The sequence below is a fragment of the Corynebacterium lactis RW2-5 genome (genome assembly GCF_001274895.1).
Lineage (GTDB): Bacteria > Actinomycetota > Actinomycetes > Mycobacteriales > Mycobacteriaceae > Corynebacterium > Corynebacterium lactis.
The window spans coordinates 1,981,855-1,997,374 of record NZ_CP006841.1 but is presented as its reverse complement, the minus strand read 5'-3'; the positions used below and the strand labels follow the sequence as shown (position 1 = coordinate 1,997,374).

Here is a 15,520-nt window from a genome sequence, read left to right as displayed (position 1 = left end):
TTAGGCCTCCTTGGTCTCGGCCAGGGCCTCGGCTGCAGGGGCGGCCGGGTCGTGCTTGCGGGGGATATGGGTGGTCTGCTGGTAGTTCGGCGTGACACCGAAGTCGGAGCCGGGCGGACCGGACAGGCGGTGCTGGCCGCGCCACGGGGCGATCGACAGCAGTAGGGAACCAATGATGATCACGCCCATCACGCCCCATCCGAAGATGTTGATTTGCGCGTCGGAGTAGCCTTCGTAGTTCTCCTTCAGTAGACCAACCAGTTCCTGGAAGAGGATGAACGCCAGGATAACCGGGGTGACGTTGGAGACACAGATACGCCAGACCGTGCCGACCTTGAACGAGGACACCGCGTTGAGGTGCAGCGCGAACTCGTCGGTGCGGCGCAGAATCCACTCGACAGCAACGATGGTCAGTAGCGCGACGAGGACAATACCGATGTTGTTGGTGAACTTATCGACGATATCGAGGGTCGCCAGGCCGCTGGTGGTAGGGAAGAGAACCATCGAGATGACTGCCATGGAACCGCCGACGGTCAGAGTGGCCTGGACGCGGCCGAGGTTTAGCTTGTCCTTCACCGCGGAGACGACGACCTCGAGCAGGGACATCAGCGAGGTCACGCCCGCGATCGCCAGGGACAGGAAGAACAGCAGGCCGAAGATTGAGCCGATGAAGCCCGGCATCTCGGAAATGACCGTCGGGAAGGCGATGAAGGCAAGGCCGATACCGGAGGTTGCGACCTCGTCGACTCCCTTGCCGGCCTGTGTTGCCATAAAGCCCAGCGTCGCGAAGACGCCAATGCCGGCGAGGACCTCGAATGAGGAGTTTGCGAACGCGGTGACCAGGCCGGAGCCGGTCAGGTTGGTGCGCGGCTTCAGGTAGGAGGCGTAGGTCAGCATGATGCCGAATGCGACGGACAGGGAGAAGAAGATTTGGCCGTAGGCGGCGATCCACACGCCGGAGTCGCTCAGAGCGGACCAGTTTGGGGTGAAAAACGCGTCCAGGCCCTTGGCTGCGCCCGGGAGGGTTACTGAGTAGACCACAACGACGAGGAACAGTACGGCCAGCAGCGGGATGAAAATTACCGACACCTTGCCGATACCCTTGTCCACGCCGGCGGCCAGGATGCCGATGACCAGCACCCACACAATTAGCAGCACAATCGCGATAGAGGGGACGAAGTCCAAGGAGAGCACGCTGGCGGTGTCCGCCTGCAGGAAGTCCTCCATGAAGTGCTTATCGGGGCTGTCGCCCCAGCCCTTACCAATGGACTTCCATGCGTAGATGAAGGACCATGCAATGATGACGGCATAGTAAACGGTAATAAAGAAGGCGATTCCGACCTGAATCCAGCCGACCGGCTCTGCCCACGGCTTGATGCGGCGCAGCGCCTTAGGTGCCGAGCCACGGAAGCGGTGGCCAATGGCGAAGTCGAGGAATAGAAGGGGGATACCCGCGGTCAGCAGCGCGACCATGTAAGGGATAAGGAAGGCGCCGCCGCCGGAATCGTACGCGACGTAGGGGAAGCGCCAGATGTTTCCGAGCCCGACTGCCGAGCCGATTGCTGCGAAGAGGAACGCGGCGCGGGAGGAGAACACCTCCCTTCCCTGAGGCTTAGAGGTGGTGGATTTGGTGCTCATCTGCTGGTCCAATCCTTAAAAATTGACTAGGTGAATTGAATCACTTTAAGTGAATGAATCTTAGTATATGAGATGGGTATCTCATTTCCTAGTTAGACTTCTCGGGGGTAATTCTTGAAGGGGAGTAGTTACTTTTCGCTCGCCCCGCTAGTTCCCTTCGCTTTACGACGAATCCTTGCCCGCGCCGCGAAAATGCATAAAAAATAGGCCCCACTGTGGCATGCAGTGGGGCCTATTTGCCGATTGGGCGTGCGGTGTTTACTCCGCGCCGCCCTTGGCGATGCGGCGGAAGATGATTTCCTTCATGATCTCATTGGTGCCGCCGTAGATGGTCTGCACCTTGGAGTCGAGGTAATGGGTGGAGATCGGGTACTCGAGCATGAAGCCGTAGCCGCCGAACATCTGCAGGCATCGGGTGACGATGTCCTGCTGCTCCTCGGTGGTCCAGTACTTGGCCATGGAAGCGCCGGTCTCATCCAGCTTGCCGTCGTTGTGGGCCATAACGGCCTGGTCAACAAACGCCTGCAGGGCGGTGATGCGGGTGGCGATGTCGGCGAGGTAGTGACCGTGGACCTGGTGCTGGATGATCGGGCGACCGAAGGTCTCGCGCTCCTGGGCGTACTTGTAAGCCAAGGTCCATGCGCGACGGGAGGTTGCGACCGAGCCGACGGCCAGGGTCAGGCGCTCGTGGGCCAGGTTGGTGCGCAGGTAGCCGAACGCTGCGCCCTCTTCGCCCAGCAGGTTTGCGCCCGGAACGCGGACGTTGTCGAAGTTCAGCTCGGCGGTGTCCTGAGCCTTCAGGCCGACCTTCTTCAGCGGGCCGGACTTGGTGTAGCCCTCCAGGCCGGTGTCGACGATGAACATGGAGACGCCAGCGCGGCCCTTGGATGGGTCGGTGATGGCGGCAACCAGGGCGAAATCGGAGAGCATACCGTTGGAGATGAAGATCTTGGTGCCGTTTAGAATCCAGTCATCGCCGTCCTTCTTGGCGAAGGTGCGCATGCCGGCGAGGTCGGAGCCCGCGCCCGGCTCGGTCATGGCGAGGCAGCCGATCAGGTCGCCGGCGTTCATGCCGGCCAGGTACTTCTGCTTCTGCTCTTCGTTGCCGAACTTGGCCAGGTACGGTGCGACCAGGTCGTTTAGGGTTCCGAAGGAGACGACGATGGAGCCGCAGTCAGCGTTGGCGAGCTCCTCGTTGAGGACCTGGTTGTAGCGGAAGTCCATCTCTCCGCCGCCGCCGTAGGCCTCCGGGGTGGACATGCCAATCAGGCCGAGCTCGCCGGCCTTCTTGAATACCTCGCGGTCCGGCATTCCGGCCTCGTGCCAGCGCTCTACGTTCGGCGTGATTTCCTTGTCTACGAAGCCGCGAACCATGTCGCGGAACATGTTGTGCTCTTCTTCGAAGTGAGTGCGGGGCAGAAAGTCCTTCATGGCGTGCTCCTTATGTCTGATGAGAGTTTGGAATTTATGACGTTGGGACTCATTATGCACCAATGTGATGCGGAACACTAATTTATTTACAACTTTTCTTTTATTTGGCTGTCGTTCCCTGGTGAGCTTTTCTGACTGTCGGTACCCCCGTGGTCCTATCTTTGTTGGGTGTGGTCGGTCTGCCTTCGTGTCGGACGGAAAGGTTAGGCAATCCTATCTTTAAATGGGTTGTGGCCAGTGGCGATGGTCTCGCATGTTTGCGATTGTGCAATGGGTCTATTCGAAATATGCAGCCTGTTTTGGCGATGGCAAGCGCGTATTGGCGGGGGTGATTTAAGAAACATAGACGTTTTCTTATTCCCAACGTCGCAGGTGGGCGCTACTATGAGCGTCAGGTGAAAAGCCGGTTCCCTTGATTCTCCCGGTTTCTCACTGCAGTCATAGCAACCTCCAATTGCACTCGAAAAGACGGCGCGCTGACTTACTCTCCCAGTACCGGGGATGGGCAAATCAGCGCGCCGCTTTGCTTTATGTGGATTGCGCTTCGCTTCCGACGTTAAAGAGCGGCTAGCCGGCCGTCGCCTCCACAGCATCAATGTGCGTCAGGAGCGCGGCCGTGTAATAGCCGGGAGTTTCCGCGCTGAGCAGATGCTTCGCGGGGGACACGACGACCATTGAGGAACCGGGGATTCCGTCGTGAAGCGAGGTGACGACATCCAGGGGCGTGGAGGTATCCTGCTTGCCTGCGATGACCAGAGTGGGAGCGGTGATCTCGGCCAGACGCTCGCGGGAGTCGAATGCGGCCAGCGCTCCGCAGCAGCCGGCGTAGCCGGCATCTGGGCAATCAATCACCATCTGGGTGAACCGGGCGGGCAGATCCGGGTTGGTCTCGAAGCAGCCGTCGGTGAACCAGTTGTGGACTACGCCGTCGGCGAGTGCCTGGGTGCCCTCACGTCCGACTAGCTCGGCCTTGTCTTTCCAAGCCCCCGGCGTGCCGAACTTTGGCGCGGTGGACGACAGTGTCAGGCTAGCCACGCGCCCCGGATACTCCAGTGCAATCGTCTGGGCGATTGCACCGCCGAGGGAGAGTCCGACGAAGTGCGCCGTACCCACGCCCTCCTCGTCTAAAACGGCGATGACATCGGCGGCCAGGTCGCTCATGGTCCATTCGCCCTCCGGAATCGGAGAGTCTCCGTGCCCGCGGGTATCCGGGGTGATGACCTGGTACTTCTCGCCGAGGGCCGCGACCTGCGGCTCCCACATGTCCTGAGTAGTACCCAGCGATCCGAGCAGTACGACCGTCCCGCCTTCCCTATGGTTAATCGCGTGCGCTGTGTACTCGATTGCTACGGAATTGGTGCTTCGGGTGTCATCGACCATGGTGAATCCTCCTGGTGTACTGATGTAATCCGCCCCGGGGCGAGTAGCTGCAGAGACCTTTGGGGCTTAGGGCTCCTGAACGGGTTCCTGCGCGGCCTTCGCCGCATCGGCGGCGGCCTTGCCCGGGCCCTCGTCCTTCTTCGCCTCGGCCTCTGCGGCCTCGGTGCGCTGCTGGGCCAGGGACTCGCGGGCCGCCGCGAGCCACTCCGGCATCTGCTCCAGCAGATTCTTGATGTCCTCGGTGGTCAAGGGCTTGTCCATATCGTTCTTCTTTAAAGCGGTGATGGTGATGCCCAGCTTGCGGGCGACCTCCGGACGCGGGTGAGGACCGTTGCGGCGCAGCTTCGTGAGCCATTCTGGCGGGTTGGACTGCAGTTCATTGAACTGCGCGTGCGAAATCTCACCGTTGCGGAATTCCTCGGGGGTTGCCGGGAGGAAAATGCCAAGCTTCTTGGCTGCGGTTAGGGGTTTCATGGAATCCACGCTAGCACCCAAGCGAGTAGTCTTGCGGAGTATGCCGACTCCTGAATCCACCACTGATGCTTCCGAAGCCTCCGGTTCGGTCCGGTTGCGAATCGCTTTCGCCACGGGCACCAGCCCGGAGAAGTGGTTCCGCCGTTTTATGCAGCGCATCCCCGCACGCCTTACCACCGAGTCGCTGGATAATCCGATGGGCGCCCTCGAGGAAGGTGCCGCGGACATGGCAATTCTGCGGCTGGAATCGGCCACGGGTACCTCCACCGTGCTGCCGGAGTCGTTCCACCGCATTCGCCTCTACGACGAGGCCTGGGGCGTCGCCTTCGAAAAGGAGCACGTATTCTCGCTCTCCGAGTCGATTGCTGTAGGCCTGCTTGCCGACGAAACGGTCCTGCTCACCTCCACGGATCCGGGCCAGCTGCGGCAAATGCTGCCCGTCGCCGCGACGGGTGCCGGAGTGGTAGTGGGGCCGCGCACAATATTGAAGGCTCTGTCTAAAAAGGCGATCCTAAGCGCGAACCTTGTGGACGTGGATTCTCAGGAACATGCCGAAGGTGCACAACCGATGTCGAAGACGTCCGTGTGGTTGGTGTGGCCGAAGGAGGCCGACGATGAGCTGCGGCAGGAGTTCGTCGGTATCGTCCAGGGGCGGCGAGAGGGATCTACCCGGACACAGATGGGCAAAGCTGCTGAAGATTCGAAGCCGAAGAAGTTGAGTGCCCGCGAAAAGACGTTGGCGAAGCAGGCGCGTAGGGCGGGGGCCGTCGGCAAGCGAAATGGTGGGCAAGGCGGGGCGCGCAAGCCTGGTAAGGCGGGCAGGCCGAGTAGGGCTGGGCGCAAGTCGGGCCGAAGGAAGTAACTTTTTTACAGCTAATTTGGGGATTCATTCGACGCGCGGAAAAATTTTCGTAAGACTGTAGGTATGGCTGAAAAGAAGCGCGGTTTCACTATCCGGATGATGCGCGAAGAAGACTACCCACAGATTCAGGAGATTTACGAGATTGGCCTGGATACGGGGCATGCGTCCTGGGAGCATTCGGCTCCTGAGTGGGAGGACTTCATCGCTCTGAAGCATGTCGACCTCTGCTATGTTGCGGTCGATGATGAGAACCCGGACAAAATCCTGGCCTGGGCCTCGGCTGCGCCGGTTTCTAAGCGAGCAATTTTCGACGGCGTTATAGAGGACTCGATTTACGTCCACCCGGACGGCCAGGGCATGGGGCTGGCCGGCACGCTTCTGGGCAAACTGATTGATGACGCGACCGAGCAGGGGCGTTGGTCTATTCACTCGTGGGTATTCCCGGAAAACGTTGGATCGCTGAAGCTGCATCGGAAGTTGGGCTTCCGCGAGGTTGGCATCTACCACCACATGGCCAAGATGACTTATGGGCCAATGGCGGGGCAATGGCGTGACGTCATCATCCTGGAGAAGCTGCTGGAAAAGCCAGAGGAGCGCGCGCTGAAGCGCGCCCAGGAAGAAGCTGAGGCCGCCGGCGAGCCGAACCGTCCGATCCTGGACAAGCTCGACCGCGCCGACGGCCAGGTAGGTGCATAAAAAGGGCAGTTTCTACTCCACCGTATCCTTCAGCGGATCTTCGCGGACGAAGAAGACGACTGCCGCAGCCAGTACTAGGACTGGCGCCAGCATCAAAAAAATCGGAGTCAGTCCATCGTTGTAGCTGCTAATCAGTGCTTCGTGGATTGGTGCCGGAAGGGATTCCAGGACACTCGGAGTCAGCGAACCCAGAGACTTCATCGAAAACCCGTCAGGGCCGGCGCTTCTCGCGAATTCGGCTGCGGCTTGCGGGGAGGCTGCCTTTATCTGTTCGAGGGCGGCCGGGATGCGCTGCCCGGCGAGGTCCTGCATGCGGTGGATGAAAATCGATCCCACAATCGATGATCCCACCGCGCCGCCAATCTGGCGGAAGAAATTATTCGCTGCGGTCGCAGTGCCCACCATCGCCACGGGGAAGGAGTTCTGGACAACCAGGACCAGAACCTGCATACCGGTTCCCAGCCCGAAGCCCATGACAAAGAGGTACACGCCTGTCTGCCACAGTGGGGTGGAGGACTGCAGGGTCGACAGCAGGTATAGAGCAACTGCCATAATGAGCAAGCCGACTACAGGGTAGAGACGGTATTTGCCCGTGCGCGAGATAATCTGGCCGACCGAAATTGAGGTCAGGAGCATGCCAACCATCATGGGGGTCATCATCAGGCCCGCAGCTGTCGGCGACATTGAGTGCACCATCTGTAAATAGGTGGGGATGTAGGCCATCGTGCCGAACATCGCAATACCCAGGATGAGGCCTGCCGACGTCGTCAACATGAAATTGCGGGTCTTGAACAGGTTCATCGGAATCAGGGGGTTGGATGTACGTCGCTCGGCAAAGACGAACAGCACCCATGCCACGGCGGAAACTGCGATAAGAGTGAGAATCGTCGTGGAAGTCCACTCGTACTGGGTGCCGCCCCATGTGGTGGTGAGAATCAGCGTCGAGGCCGCAATTGTGAGAAGAGTAGCGCCGAGGTAGTCGAAGCGACCGGCGCCGTGGCGACGTGGAAGTTTCAGGAATACCGCTGCGGTAGTGAGCGCTATGAGGCCGAGCGGAACGTTAATCCACAGGCCCCATCGCCAGCCAGGGCCATCGGTGAACCAGCCACCGAGGACGGGGCCGAGAACCGAGCTAAAGCCGAACACGGCTCCGATAATGCCCATGAATTTTCCTCGCTGACGTGCGGGCACGACTTCGGCGAGGATGGCCTGGGACGACACCATAAGCGTTCCACCAGCAAATCCTTGAAAAGCGCGGGCGACAATGAGCAGGGTCATCGACTGTGCAATCGCGCCAAGAATTGAGCCCAGCATGAACAGCACAATTCCCATTAGGAAAAGGTTCTTACGGCCGAGCATATCTCCGAGCTTGCCGACAATCGGCATAGCGATAGTCTGCGCCAGTAGGAAGGCTGAAATGACCCAGGACATGTGGTCGACCCCGCCGAGCTCGCCGACAATCGTCGGCAGCGCAGTGGAGAAGATCATTTGTCCGAGCGAGCTCATCAACATCGTCAGAATGAGCGCCAGGAAAATGATACCGAGACGGGAGCTATTTTCGTCGGCGATGGCCTTGCTTTCGGCCGCTGCGGACTTGGTGGCTGTGGTCATGGCATCCTCCTCATGAACGTGGTGACGACGCGGGCGGCGTCGTGAAGCGGGGTGTCGGTTTTAAAGATGTCCAGGTGCATGGAGGAGTACAGAACGCACTCGCGGATGAAGCCGACGGAAAGCGTGACCTCTTGTTCGAGGGGGAGCTCCGGGGATTGGCGCGACTGCGGGTGCGCGGTGAAGTAACCTTCGAATGCGGAGCGGACGAGACGCATGGACTTGCTGAAGTTCGAAATCACCACGGCGGATAGCTTCGGCTCTTTGCGCAGAATCTCCTGGATTCGCCGGCGGATTTCTCGGTGAAACTCCGCAGTTCCTTCCAGGGCCATCTGCCGGAGGAACTTCTCCCGATTCTTAGCCTCGATTTGGTCGAGCATCGCGGCGACGGGATTGTCATGGTCGCCGGAGAGGAAGAGCTCCTCGTCTTCGTTATTGAACCTGATGATTCCATTTCCGAAGACGGACTGGTCTTTGGATTCGAAGTAATTGAAGAAGGTTCGTCGGCTAATTTTTGCGACTTCGCAGATGTCTTCGACGCTGACGGCGTCGTAGCCGCGCTCGAGGACGAGCGATGTGGCGGCGTCGGCGAGGTCGCGGTGAGTTCTCAGCCGCTTGAGCTCGCGTAGGCCGACATCGGGCTGCTGAGTTGCTCCCGATGGAGGATAGGAATGTTCATCAATTTGCACAAGGTGTAGTTTTACACTGTGTGCAATAAGTTAGCAAGTTGATGAGTCAACTGGGCTAGTTGCTCGCCTAGGACCGATCCTTAGGAGAGCTGGAAGGCCACCACATCTTCTCGCCCACGATGGCGAACAGTGCGGGGACGACGAGCGTGCGGACGAGGAAGGTATCAATCACGATGCCGAGGCCCACGACGATGCCGATCTGGCCGAGCGTAATTAACGGCAGAACACCAAGGACGGCGAAGACCGCCGCTAGGACAATGCCGGCGGAGGTAATTACGCCGCCGGTAAGCCCTACAGCCCGCGTCATACCCACTCGGGTTCCGGCGCCTGCGGCCTCTTCCTTAGCGCGCAGGACCAGGAACACGGTGTAGTCGATGCCGAGGGCCACCAGGAAGATCAGCGAGTACAGCGGCACCGACACGTCCAGGGCTGGGAAACCGAAGACGTACTGCGACACCAGCGCACCCGCGCCAAGCGCTGCCAGTGCGGACATTGTCGTGGCGAGCAGAAGCAGAACCGGGGCGACCAACGCCCGCAGGATCAGCACCAGCAGAATCAGCACGATGCCGATGATCATGGGCATGACCACAGCCGTATCACGGGCGGTAGCCTCGCGGGTGTCGAGCGTCTCCGCGGTCAGCCCGCCGACCATCGAGCCGGGGGCCGCATCCTGCACGGCCTGCCTCAATGAACGGACCTGATCGTACGACTCCGGGGTGGCCGGTGCCGCGTCGGCGATAACGGTAAGTCTGGCGAGCTTTCCATCTTCGGACTTCTGGGGCGGACCCTGGACCTCGACGCCGTTGAGGCCGGCGATGGCCTTCAGTACCGTGCCTTGGTCCTCAGCAGGTGCTATCACGTTCAGCGGCGACGCGGCACCCGGCGAGACGTACTGAGCAATCGTCGCAACGCCGTCGGCCGCCTCCGACTCGGTACGGAACTGCTCGGTGGTGGACAGGCCGACCTTGGCGCCGAAAAGACCCGAGGCGAGCGCCACGAGGATGATCACCATCGTCGTAAGGAAGGCGACCGGTCGCGCGGCCACAGCCCGGGCGATGCGATACCATCCGCCTTCGTCTTCTTCGCCACCTTCGCTGCCTGCACCGTCCTTATCGGCGTTGTCCCCGACGGTCGGAACCTTGGGCCAGAACAATCCCAGACCGCACACAGACAGTGCCGCTGGAAGAACCAGCAGTGCGAACACCAACGCAATCAGCAAACCGATAGCCAGCGAGATTCCCAGGCTTGCATACGCAGGAACAACTGCGGCTATCAGGGCTAGCAGCGAGAGCACCACTGTCAAGTTCGACGATACAATCGCCGCGACGGAGGCCCGCAGCGCCACCGCGAGCGCCTTCCTGGAATCGGCGTACCGGTGCAGCTCTTCGCGGTAGCGGCTAATCAGCAGCAGCGCGTAGTTCGTGCCTGCACCAAACACCAAAACGCTCATGATGCCGGCGGTCGACGCGTCGAACACCAGTGGCGTATTCGCTGCAATGACCTCCAGCGCCGACGCCGCCAACCGATCCGCCAACGCTACAACCGCGAGCGGCACCAGCCACAGGATAGGGGAGCGATAGGTGAAAATCAGCAAAACCGCCACGACTAGCGCCGAGATGCCGAGCAGTGCGAAATTCGCCCCGTCGAACGCCGCCGCGGTGTCCGCAGAGAAGCCCGCCGGGCCCGTGACCTGCATCTTAAGGCCGTCTGGAAGTTTGTCCTGCCCTGCGTTGCGCAGCACCTTGACCGTGTCCCCAAGCCCCGATCCATTAATATCCCCGTCAATGGAAACCACGGCCTGGGAGATTTCGTCGGCAAGCGGAATCACAGGGGAGACCTGCCTGATACTGTCCTGCGCGCCCTCGCCCAGTTGCTCGCGTGCCGACGTCGGCAACGGCGTCGCCACCATGGCCTCAAGCGCATCGGCAGCGGCCTTGCGGTCTTCCGGTGTGAGGGCGGAACCATCCTCACGTGAGAAGACGACGATGGCGCTGAGATCATCGCCTCCGGGAAACTCCTTGGCTGCCTCGCGGACCTTGTACGACTCCGACGATGGGGGAAGCGTCGCGGGCGCGGAGGACTCGTTAGTCACTCCGCTAGCCACGGCCGTGAAAGCGGCGAAAGCCGCTAGAGCGATGGCGATAATCGTCCAGGCCCATCCCCTGGAAGTGACATGTCGAGTTGCGAGGCTATTTTCTGGCATAAATCTATTGTTTCAGCAGGTGGGGCATGACCGGAAAGCAAGTGTCGCCACCGGGGTGACACAGTGTTCAAGTTTGCACTCTGTCTAGGTGGGGGATGAGTTAACGCTCGAACCCCTTGACCTGCTCAAACCGGCGCAAAGCCTCCTTGCGCTCGCTGTCGTGGTGGACCATCGGGGCGGGGTAGGACGGTGGCCGCATTCCAGGATTATCCGGGATGTCGTGGACTTTCGCACCGGGCACCTCGGCAAGCTCAGGAACCCAGTGGCGCACGTAATCGCCGTGTGGGTCGAATTTGCGGCCCTGGCGCGCGGGATTGAAAACGCGGAAGAACGGTGAGGCATCGAAGCCGCTTCCCGCGCACCACTGCCAGGAGAGCTGATTGGACGCAGGGGAGTAGTCCAGAAGGCGCTGGCGAAAGACCTTGGCCCCGTCCTGCCAGCGCAGGTGCAGATCCTTGACTAGGAAGCTCGCCACAATCATTCGAACCCGATTGTGCATCCACCCGGTCTGCGCCAGCTGTCGCATCCCGGCGTCCACGATGGGAAAGCCGGTGACCCCGTTGCGCCAGTCGGAAAGGTCGCTTTCGGACTCGTGCCAGCGGTAGTGGTCGAAACGCCTGTCCGCGTTATCGGTGGCTACTTCCGGGCGGTGGAAGAGCTGATCGGCGTAGAACTCACGCCAAGCCAGCTCAGAGATGAACTTATCGGCATTCTCGGCGGTGAGCGTGCGGGTCTCGACCCGCGACGAAATGTCCGCCAGTAGGGCAGACGGGTGAATTGTGCCGAAGGCCAGCTGCGCGGACATGCGAGAGGTGCCGTCGAAGTCTGGGCGGTCGCGGTCGGTTTCGTAGCCTGTTAGGCCGTCGGCGACGAACTCGGACCAGCGGCGCCAGGCCTCCGTCTCGTTGATGCCACGCGCGGCAGAAAGCGTAGCCGGAGGCAGATCCTCCGCGGCTTTCTCCGCCAGTGGGGCTAGGGGATTGTCGCAGTAGAGCGATTCGGAGTCGAGGAGCGCTGAGGACAGCGACTGCGCGATCTGCTCGGCAGCCCCCTCAGCAGTAGCTGAAGCGGCGACGTTCGAAGCAGCCGCCACCTTCCACGCCTTCGAAAAAGGCGTGAACACCTTGTACGGGGTCTTTGCCCCGGAGACAATCGTTCCCGGATCTACTGCGTAGGCGCCGCCGTGGAGCTCCAGCTGAGCGCCGAGGGGCTGCAGCGCCTCCGAGAGAGCCTCTTGGCGCTGGGCAACAGTCGGTTCAAAGGCCCGCTGCACCACCACGCGCACTGCCTCCAGATCCTTTACCAGCGGCGGCAGGACTATCGAGGGCTCGCCGAGCAGCGACACCACTCGCCCCTGCGTACGCTGGCGCAAATCATCGACCGCCGCGGCGAGCGCCACCAACCTCGCGGGCGAATACAGGCTGGGGTCTGCCGTGTGAACCAGGACGATGGAGCCGGCGTCAGCACCGGCGCTAGCACCGGCACCAGCACTGACGAGCGCCGCGCGCAGGGCCGCGTTGTCGGCGAGGCGCAGCGCGCCGTCCAGACAAACAACAGTCGGGGATTGCGTCGAAACAGGAATGACTAAGACTCCTTCAGCAGCTCGTGGCGGAGGGCGTCGGCAAGTGAGGTGAAGCGGAACCGGTGACCAGCCTGCTGTAGGGCTGCGGCGTCGACCCGCTGATTGGCCAGCGCCAGCTCCTCCGCGCCGCGCTTGCCCAGGAACACCACGGGACCGAATGCAGGTACAGGAATGGCCGTCGGGCGGTGCAGTACCTTGCCGAGAACCTTCGTAAACTCCGCGTTGTTCACCCCGGATGTCAGCGGCGCCACCGCGTTGACAGGGCCATCCAACGCCGGGTCGACCAGTGCGCGGTGATAGATATCCAGCAGGTCATCCAGTGCAATCCAGGGGAACCACTGCTCTCCGGAACCCAGCTTGCCCCCAAGCCCAGTGAAAACCACGCCGGCCAGCAGCGGCAGTAGGCCCCCGCCACCAGCAAGAACAAGGCCAGTGCGCACATTGACCACGCGTTTGCCCGCGGCTCGTGCAGGCTCCCACGCGTCCTCCCAGTCGCGCACAATCGCGGCGAGATTATCCGTCGCCGGGGTACCGTCGAATCGCTGCGACTCCGGCCCCGGCGCAGCCTGCTCCGTGAGCACCTCCTGGCCGCGATCAGCGCCGTAGAACCCCACCGCAGAAGCTCCCACCGCAACTTTCACACTGTCCGTCGCGGCAATCAGCTCCGCCAAAGCCCGCGTCGGCTCGACGCGGGAATGCCTGACCTTCTCCAGGTGCGCATCCGTAAATCGCCCTGCAATTGGAGCTCCGGCCAGGTGGACGACCGCGTCGAGGCCCTCTAAAAGGTCCGCCGCCGGAGCCTCCGTGTCCCAATAGCGCGCGCCGGGCCCCACCTGCTCGCGGGAGCGCACCAGCGAAATCACCTCGTGGCCCGCCGTGGTCAAAAGCGCCCGCAGCTGCGTGCCGACAGTCCCCGTCGCTCCACTCACCGCCACCCTGACAGGCTCCGGCGCGTGTCCCACATACTGCACAAGCCTATCGACGGCCGCAAGGTCACCGGCTATCTTCGTCGCCCGGTAGGCGAATATTGAGCCCAGCCCGGGCACCGGAACCTTGGTTTCCACCGTGTCGTCTAAGACCGTGGCCGTGTTGCCGTCAGCAAGCGGAGTCTCTTCGAGAACGTGAGTGTGCCTCCAACCGGTGAGCTGGCGGAAGGGCTCGCTTGCGACCTCGTCGACGAAGCGCTCGCCTGGGCGGAAGCCGGTCGGGTTGTGGCGCGCGATCCACTTCAGGCGTGCGGGTATGGAGAAGACCGTAGTGCCGTCGGCGAGGGAGGAAGCCTCGGATTCGGCCGACATCGGAACTAGGCCCGGGGTCAGGCGGGTGACGGCACCCGGGCGGGAGAACCACTCGGCGACGCGGGGACGGGGGAAGCCGATCGTGTGGCGGAAGGTGGGAATGGGGAATCACTCTCCAAAAGACTTGGCTTATGAGCAGTAAAAATAAAAGACCCCGGAGCCTTTCAACGAAGTGTGGCTTCGGGGCCTTCAAACGAAGGTGTTCTTTACACCTTCAGACCGAAACGAACTAGTCGCGGTCAGTGTTTGCCATGTCGAGGACGTTCAGGCGGCGGTCCAGCTCTTCCTCGGTCAGCTTCTCGCCGTCGACAAAGCCCATGTCGATGACGGTCTGGCGGATGGTCTTGCCCTCCTTCAGAGCGGTCTTAGCGACCTTAGCTGCAGCCTCGTAACCGATGGCGGAGTTCAGCGGGGTCACGATGGACGGCGAGGACTCGGCGAGGGTGCGCATGCGCTCCTCGTTCGGCTCGATGCCGTCGACCAGCTTCTCAGCGAAGACGCGGGCGGTGTTTGCCAGCAGCTTCGAGGACTCCAGGACGTTGCGGGCCATGACCGGGATGAAGACGTTTAGCTCGAAGGCGCCGTTAGCGCCGGCGAAAGCGACAGCTGCGTCGTTACCCAAGACCTGAGCTGCAACCTGAGTAGCGGTCTCACACAGAACCGGGTTGACCTTGCCCGGCATGATGGAGGAGCCCGGCTGCAGGTCCGGAAGGTGAATTTCGCCGAGGCCGGTCAGCGGGCCAGAGCCCATCCAACGGATGTCGTTGGCGATCTTGTTCAGGGAAACAGCAACAGCGCGCATAGCGCCGGAGAACTCGACGAGACCGTCGCGGTTAGCCTGAGCCTCGAAGTGGTTCTTGGCCTCCTTCAGCTCTTCGACGCCGGTCAGCTTAACCAGCTCTGCGGTGACCTTCGCACCGAAGTCAGCCGGGGTGTTCAGGCCGGTGCCGACAGCAGTACCTCCAATCGGCAGTTCGCCCAGGCGGGGCAAGGTTGCCTCGATGCGCTCGATGCCCGCCTCAATCTGGCGTGCGTAGCCGGAGAACTCCTGGCCCAGGGTGACCGGGACAGCGTCCATCAGGTGGGTGCGGCCGGACTTGACGACGGTCTTCCACTCCGCAGCCTTCTTAGCCAGGGACTCCTGCAGAACCTTCAGACCCGGAATCAAGTCCTTAACGGCTGCCTCAGTAGCGGCGACGTGGGTGGCGGTCGGGAAGGTGTCGTTGGAGGACTGGCCCATGTTGACGTGGTCGTTCGGGTGGACCTCAACGCCGTTGGCCTTCGCGATGGATGCGATGACCTCGTTGGTGTTCATGTTCGAGGAGGTACCCGAGCCGGTCTGGAAGACGTCGATTGGGAACTCAGCGTCGTGGGCGCCGTCGGCGATTTCCTTAGCAGCTGCGACGATGGCGTCCGCCTGCTGCGCCGGCAGCAGGCCGCGGTCCTTATTTACGATGGCGCAGGCGGCCTTCAGAAGGCCCATTGCGCGAATTTGAGCGGCCTCCAGCGGGCGGCCGGAGATGGGGAAGTTCTCGACTGCGCGCTGGGTCTGTGCGCGCCAAAGAGCGTCAACCGGGACCTTAACCTCGCCCATGGTGTCATGCTCGATGCGGAACTGCTGCTCTGTCATTCGTTGCCTCTTTCGATAGGGGAACTACT

General features: G+C 61.5%; 13 protein-coding genes. 3 read left to right on the top strand and 10 right to left on the bottom strand.

The features are described 5' to 3' along the window. From CLAC_RS08690 to CLAC_RS08675, 4 genes are all read right to left on the bottom strand, one after another. Positions 1 to 1,638 carry a sodium-dependent transporter gene (locus CLAC_RS08690; protein ID WP_053412577.1) on the bottom strand — a complete coding sequence of 546 codons (1,638 nt, stop codon included), beginning with the start codon at positions 1,636 to 1,638 and terminating at the stop codon, positions 1 to 3. A 258-nt stretch (positions 1,639 to 1,896) separates the two neighbouring features. Beyond that, positions 1,897 to 3,069: an acyl-CoA dehydrogenase family protein gene (locus CLAC_RS08685; RefSeq protein ID WP_053412576.1), complete on the bottom strand. Its 1,173-nt coding sequence runs from the start codon at positions 3,067 to 3,069 to the stop codon at positions 1,897 to 1,899. 567 nt (positions 3,070 to 3,636) lie between these two features. Beyond that, positions 3,637 to 4,449: an alpha/beta fold hydrolase gene (locus CLAC_RS08680; RefSeq protein WP_053412575.1), complete on the bottom strand. Its 813-nt coding sequence runs from the start codon at positions 4,447 to 4,449 to the stop codon at positions 3,637 to 3,639. Positions 4,450 to 4,515: 66 nt separating this feature from the next. Then, positions 4,516 to 4,923, bottom strand: a complete 408-nt coding sequence (locus CLAC_RS08675) for a DUF5997 family protein (protein ID WP_245621846.1) — start codon at positions 4,921 to 4,923, stop codon at positions 4,516 to 4,518. Positions 4,924 to 4,963: 40 nt separating this feature from the next. Between CLAC_RS08675 and CLAC_RS08670 the strand changes: the two genes are divergently transcribed. Together CLAC_RS08670 and CLAC_RS08665 are read left to right on the top strand one after the other, a co-directional pair. Beyond that, positions 4,964 to 5,785, top strand: a complete 822-nt coding sequence (locus CLAC_RS08670) for a LysR substrate-binding domain-containing protein (protein WP_053412573.1) — start codon at positions 4,964 to 4,966, stop codon at positions 5,783 to 5,785. 63 nt (positions 5,786 to 5,848) lie between these two features. Continuing rightward, on the top strand, positions 5,849 to 6,481 hold the full coding sequence (locus tag CLAC_RS08665) for a GNAT family N-acetyltransferase (protein ID WP_053412572.1): 633 nt from the start codon (positions 5,849 to 5,851) through the stop codon (positions 6,479 to 6,481). A gap of 12 nt (positions 6,482 to 6,493) precedes the next feature. Here the strand turns inward: CLAC_RS08665 and CLAC_RS08660 are convergent, their stop codons facing one another. The 4 genes from CLAC_RS08660 to CLAC_RS13090 all read right to left on the bottom strand — a co-directional run bounded on the left by CLAC_RS08660 (position 6,494) and on the right by CLAC_RS13090 (position 12,491). Further along, positions 6,494 to 8,092 (bottom strand): MDR family MFS transporter, encoded by a 1,599-nt coding sequence (locus CLAC_RS08660; protein ID WP_053412571.1) that lies wholly within the window; start codon positions 8,090 to 8,092, stop codon positions 6,494 to 6,496. Beyond that, positions 8,089 to 8,778 (bottom strand): TetR/AcrR family transcriptional regulator, encoded by a 690-nt coding sequence (locus CLAC_RS08655; protein ID WP_053412570.1) that lies wholly within the window; start codon positions 8,776 to 8,778, stop codon positions 8,089 to 8,091. The genes CLAC_RS08660 and CLAC_RS08655 overlap by 4 nt, the downstream gene beginning before the upstream one ends. A 67-nt stretch (positions 8,779 to 8,845) precedes the next feature. Next, on the bottom strand, positions 8,846 to 10,981 hold the full coding sequence (locus CLAC_RS08650) for an MMPL family transporter (protein WP_053412569.1): 2,136 nt from the start codon (positions 10,979 to 10,981) through the stop codon (positions 8,846 to 8,848). A 100-nt stretch (positions 10,982 to 11,081) separates the two neighbouring features. Beyond that, complete coding sequence (locus CLAC_RS13090; RefSeq protein ID WP_342669469.1) at positions 11,082 to 12,491, bottom strand: cryptochrome/photolyase family protein; 1,410 nt, start codon at positions 12,489 to 12,491, stop codon at positions 11,082 to 11,084. Here CLAC_RS13090 and CLAC_RS12975 point away from each other — a divergent pair. Then, positions 12,417 to 12,569 (top strand): hypothetical protein, encoded by a 153-nt coding sequence (locus CLAC_RS12975; protein WP_342669452.1) that lies wholly within the window; start codon positions 12,417 to 12,419, stop codon positions 12,567 to 12,569. The two genes, CLAC_RS13090 and CLAC_RS12975, sit on opposite strands and share 75 nt — an antisense overlap. Here CLAC_RS12975 and CLAC_RS08640 read toward each other — a convergent pair. Together CLAC_RS08640 and CLAC_RS08635 are read right to left on the bottom strand one after the other, a co-directional pair. Then, positions 12,566 to 13,861, bottom strand: a complete 1,296-nt coding sequence (locus CLAC_RS08640) for a TIGR01777 family oxidoreductase (RefSeq protein WP_169750337.1) — start codon at positions 13,859 to 13,861, stop codon at positions 12,566 to 12,568. The genes CLAC_RS12975 and CLAC_RS08640 overlap by 4 nt on opposite strands. A 229-nt stretch (positions 13,862 to 14,090) precedes the next feature. Further along, a complete protein-coding gene (locus CLAC_RS08635; RefSeq protein WP_053412566.1) occupies positions 14,091 to 15,491 on the bottom strand; it encodes a class II fumarate hydratase in 1,401 nt (466 codons plus the stop codon). Between the last annotated feature and the right edge of the window lie 29 nt (positions 15,492 to 15,520).

Coding starts and splice junctions, on each gene's coding strand:
- CLAC_RS08690 (WP_053412577.1), bottom strand. CDS start 1,638: ATGAGCACCAAATCCACCACCTCTAAGCCTCAGGGAAGGGAGGTGTTC.
- CLAC_RS08685 (WP_053412576.1), bottom strand. CDS start 3,069: ATGAAGGACTTTCTGCCCCGCACTCACTTCGAAGAAGAGCACAACATG.
- CLAC_RS08680 (WP_053412575.1), bottom strand. CDS start 4,449: ATGGTCGATGACACCCGAAGCACCAATTCCGTAGCAATCGAGTACACA.
- CLAC_RS08675 (WP_245621846.1), bottom strand. CDS start 4,923: ATGAAACCCCTAACCGCAGCCAAGAAGCTTGGCATTTTCCTCCCGGCA.
- CLAC_RS08670 (WP_053412573.1), top strand. CDS start 4,964: ATGCCGACTCCTGAATCCACCACTGATGCTTCCGAAGCCTCCGGTTCG.
- CLAC_RS08665 (WP_053412572.1), top strand. CDS start 5,849: ATGGCTGAAAAGAAGCGCGGTTTCACTATCCGGATGATGCGCGAAGAA.
- CLAC_RS08660 (WP_053412571.1), bottom strand. CDS start 8,092: ATGACCACAGCCACCAAGTCCGCAGCGGCCGAAAGCAAGGCCATCGCC.
- CLAC_RS08650 (WP_053412569.1), bottom strand. CDS start 10,981: ATGCCAGAAAATAGCCTCGCAACTCGACATGTCACTTCCAGGGGATGG.
- CLAC_RS08640 (WP_169750337.1), bottom strand. CDS start 13,861: ATGTCGGCCGAATCCGAGGCTTCCTCCCTCGCCGACGGCACTACGGTC.
- CLAC_RS08635 (WP_053412566.1), bottom strand. CDS start 15,491: ATGACAGAGCAGCAGTTCCGCATCGAGCATGACACCATGGGCGAGGTT.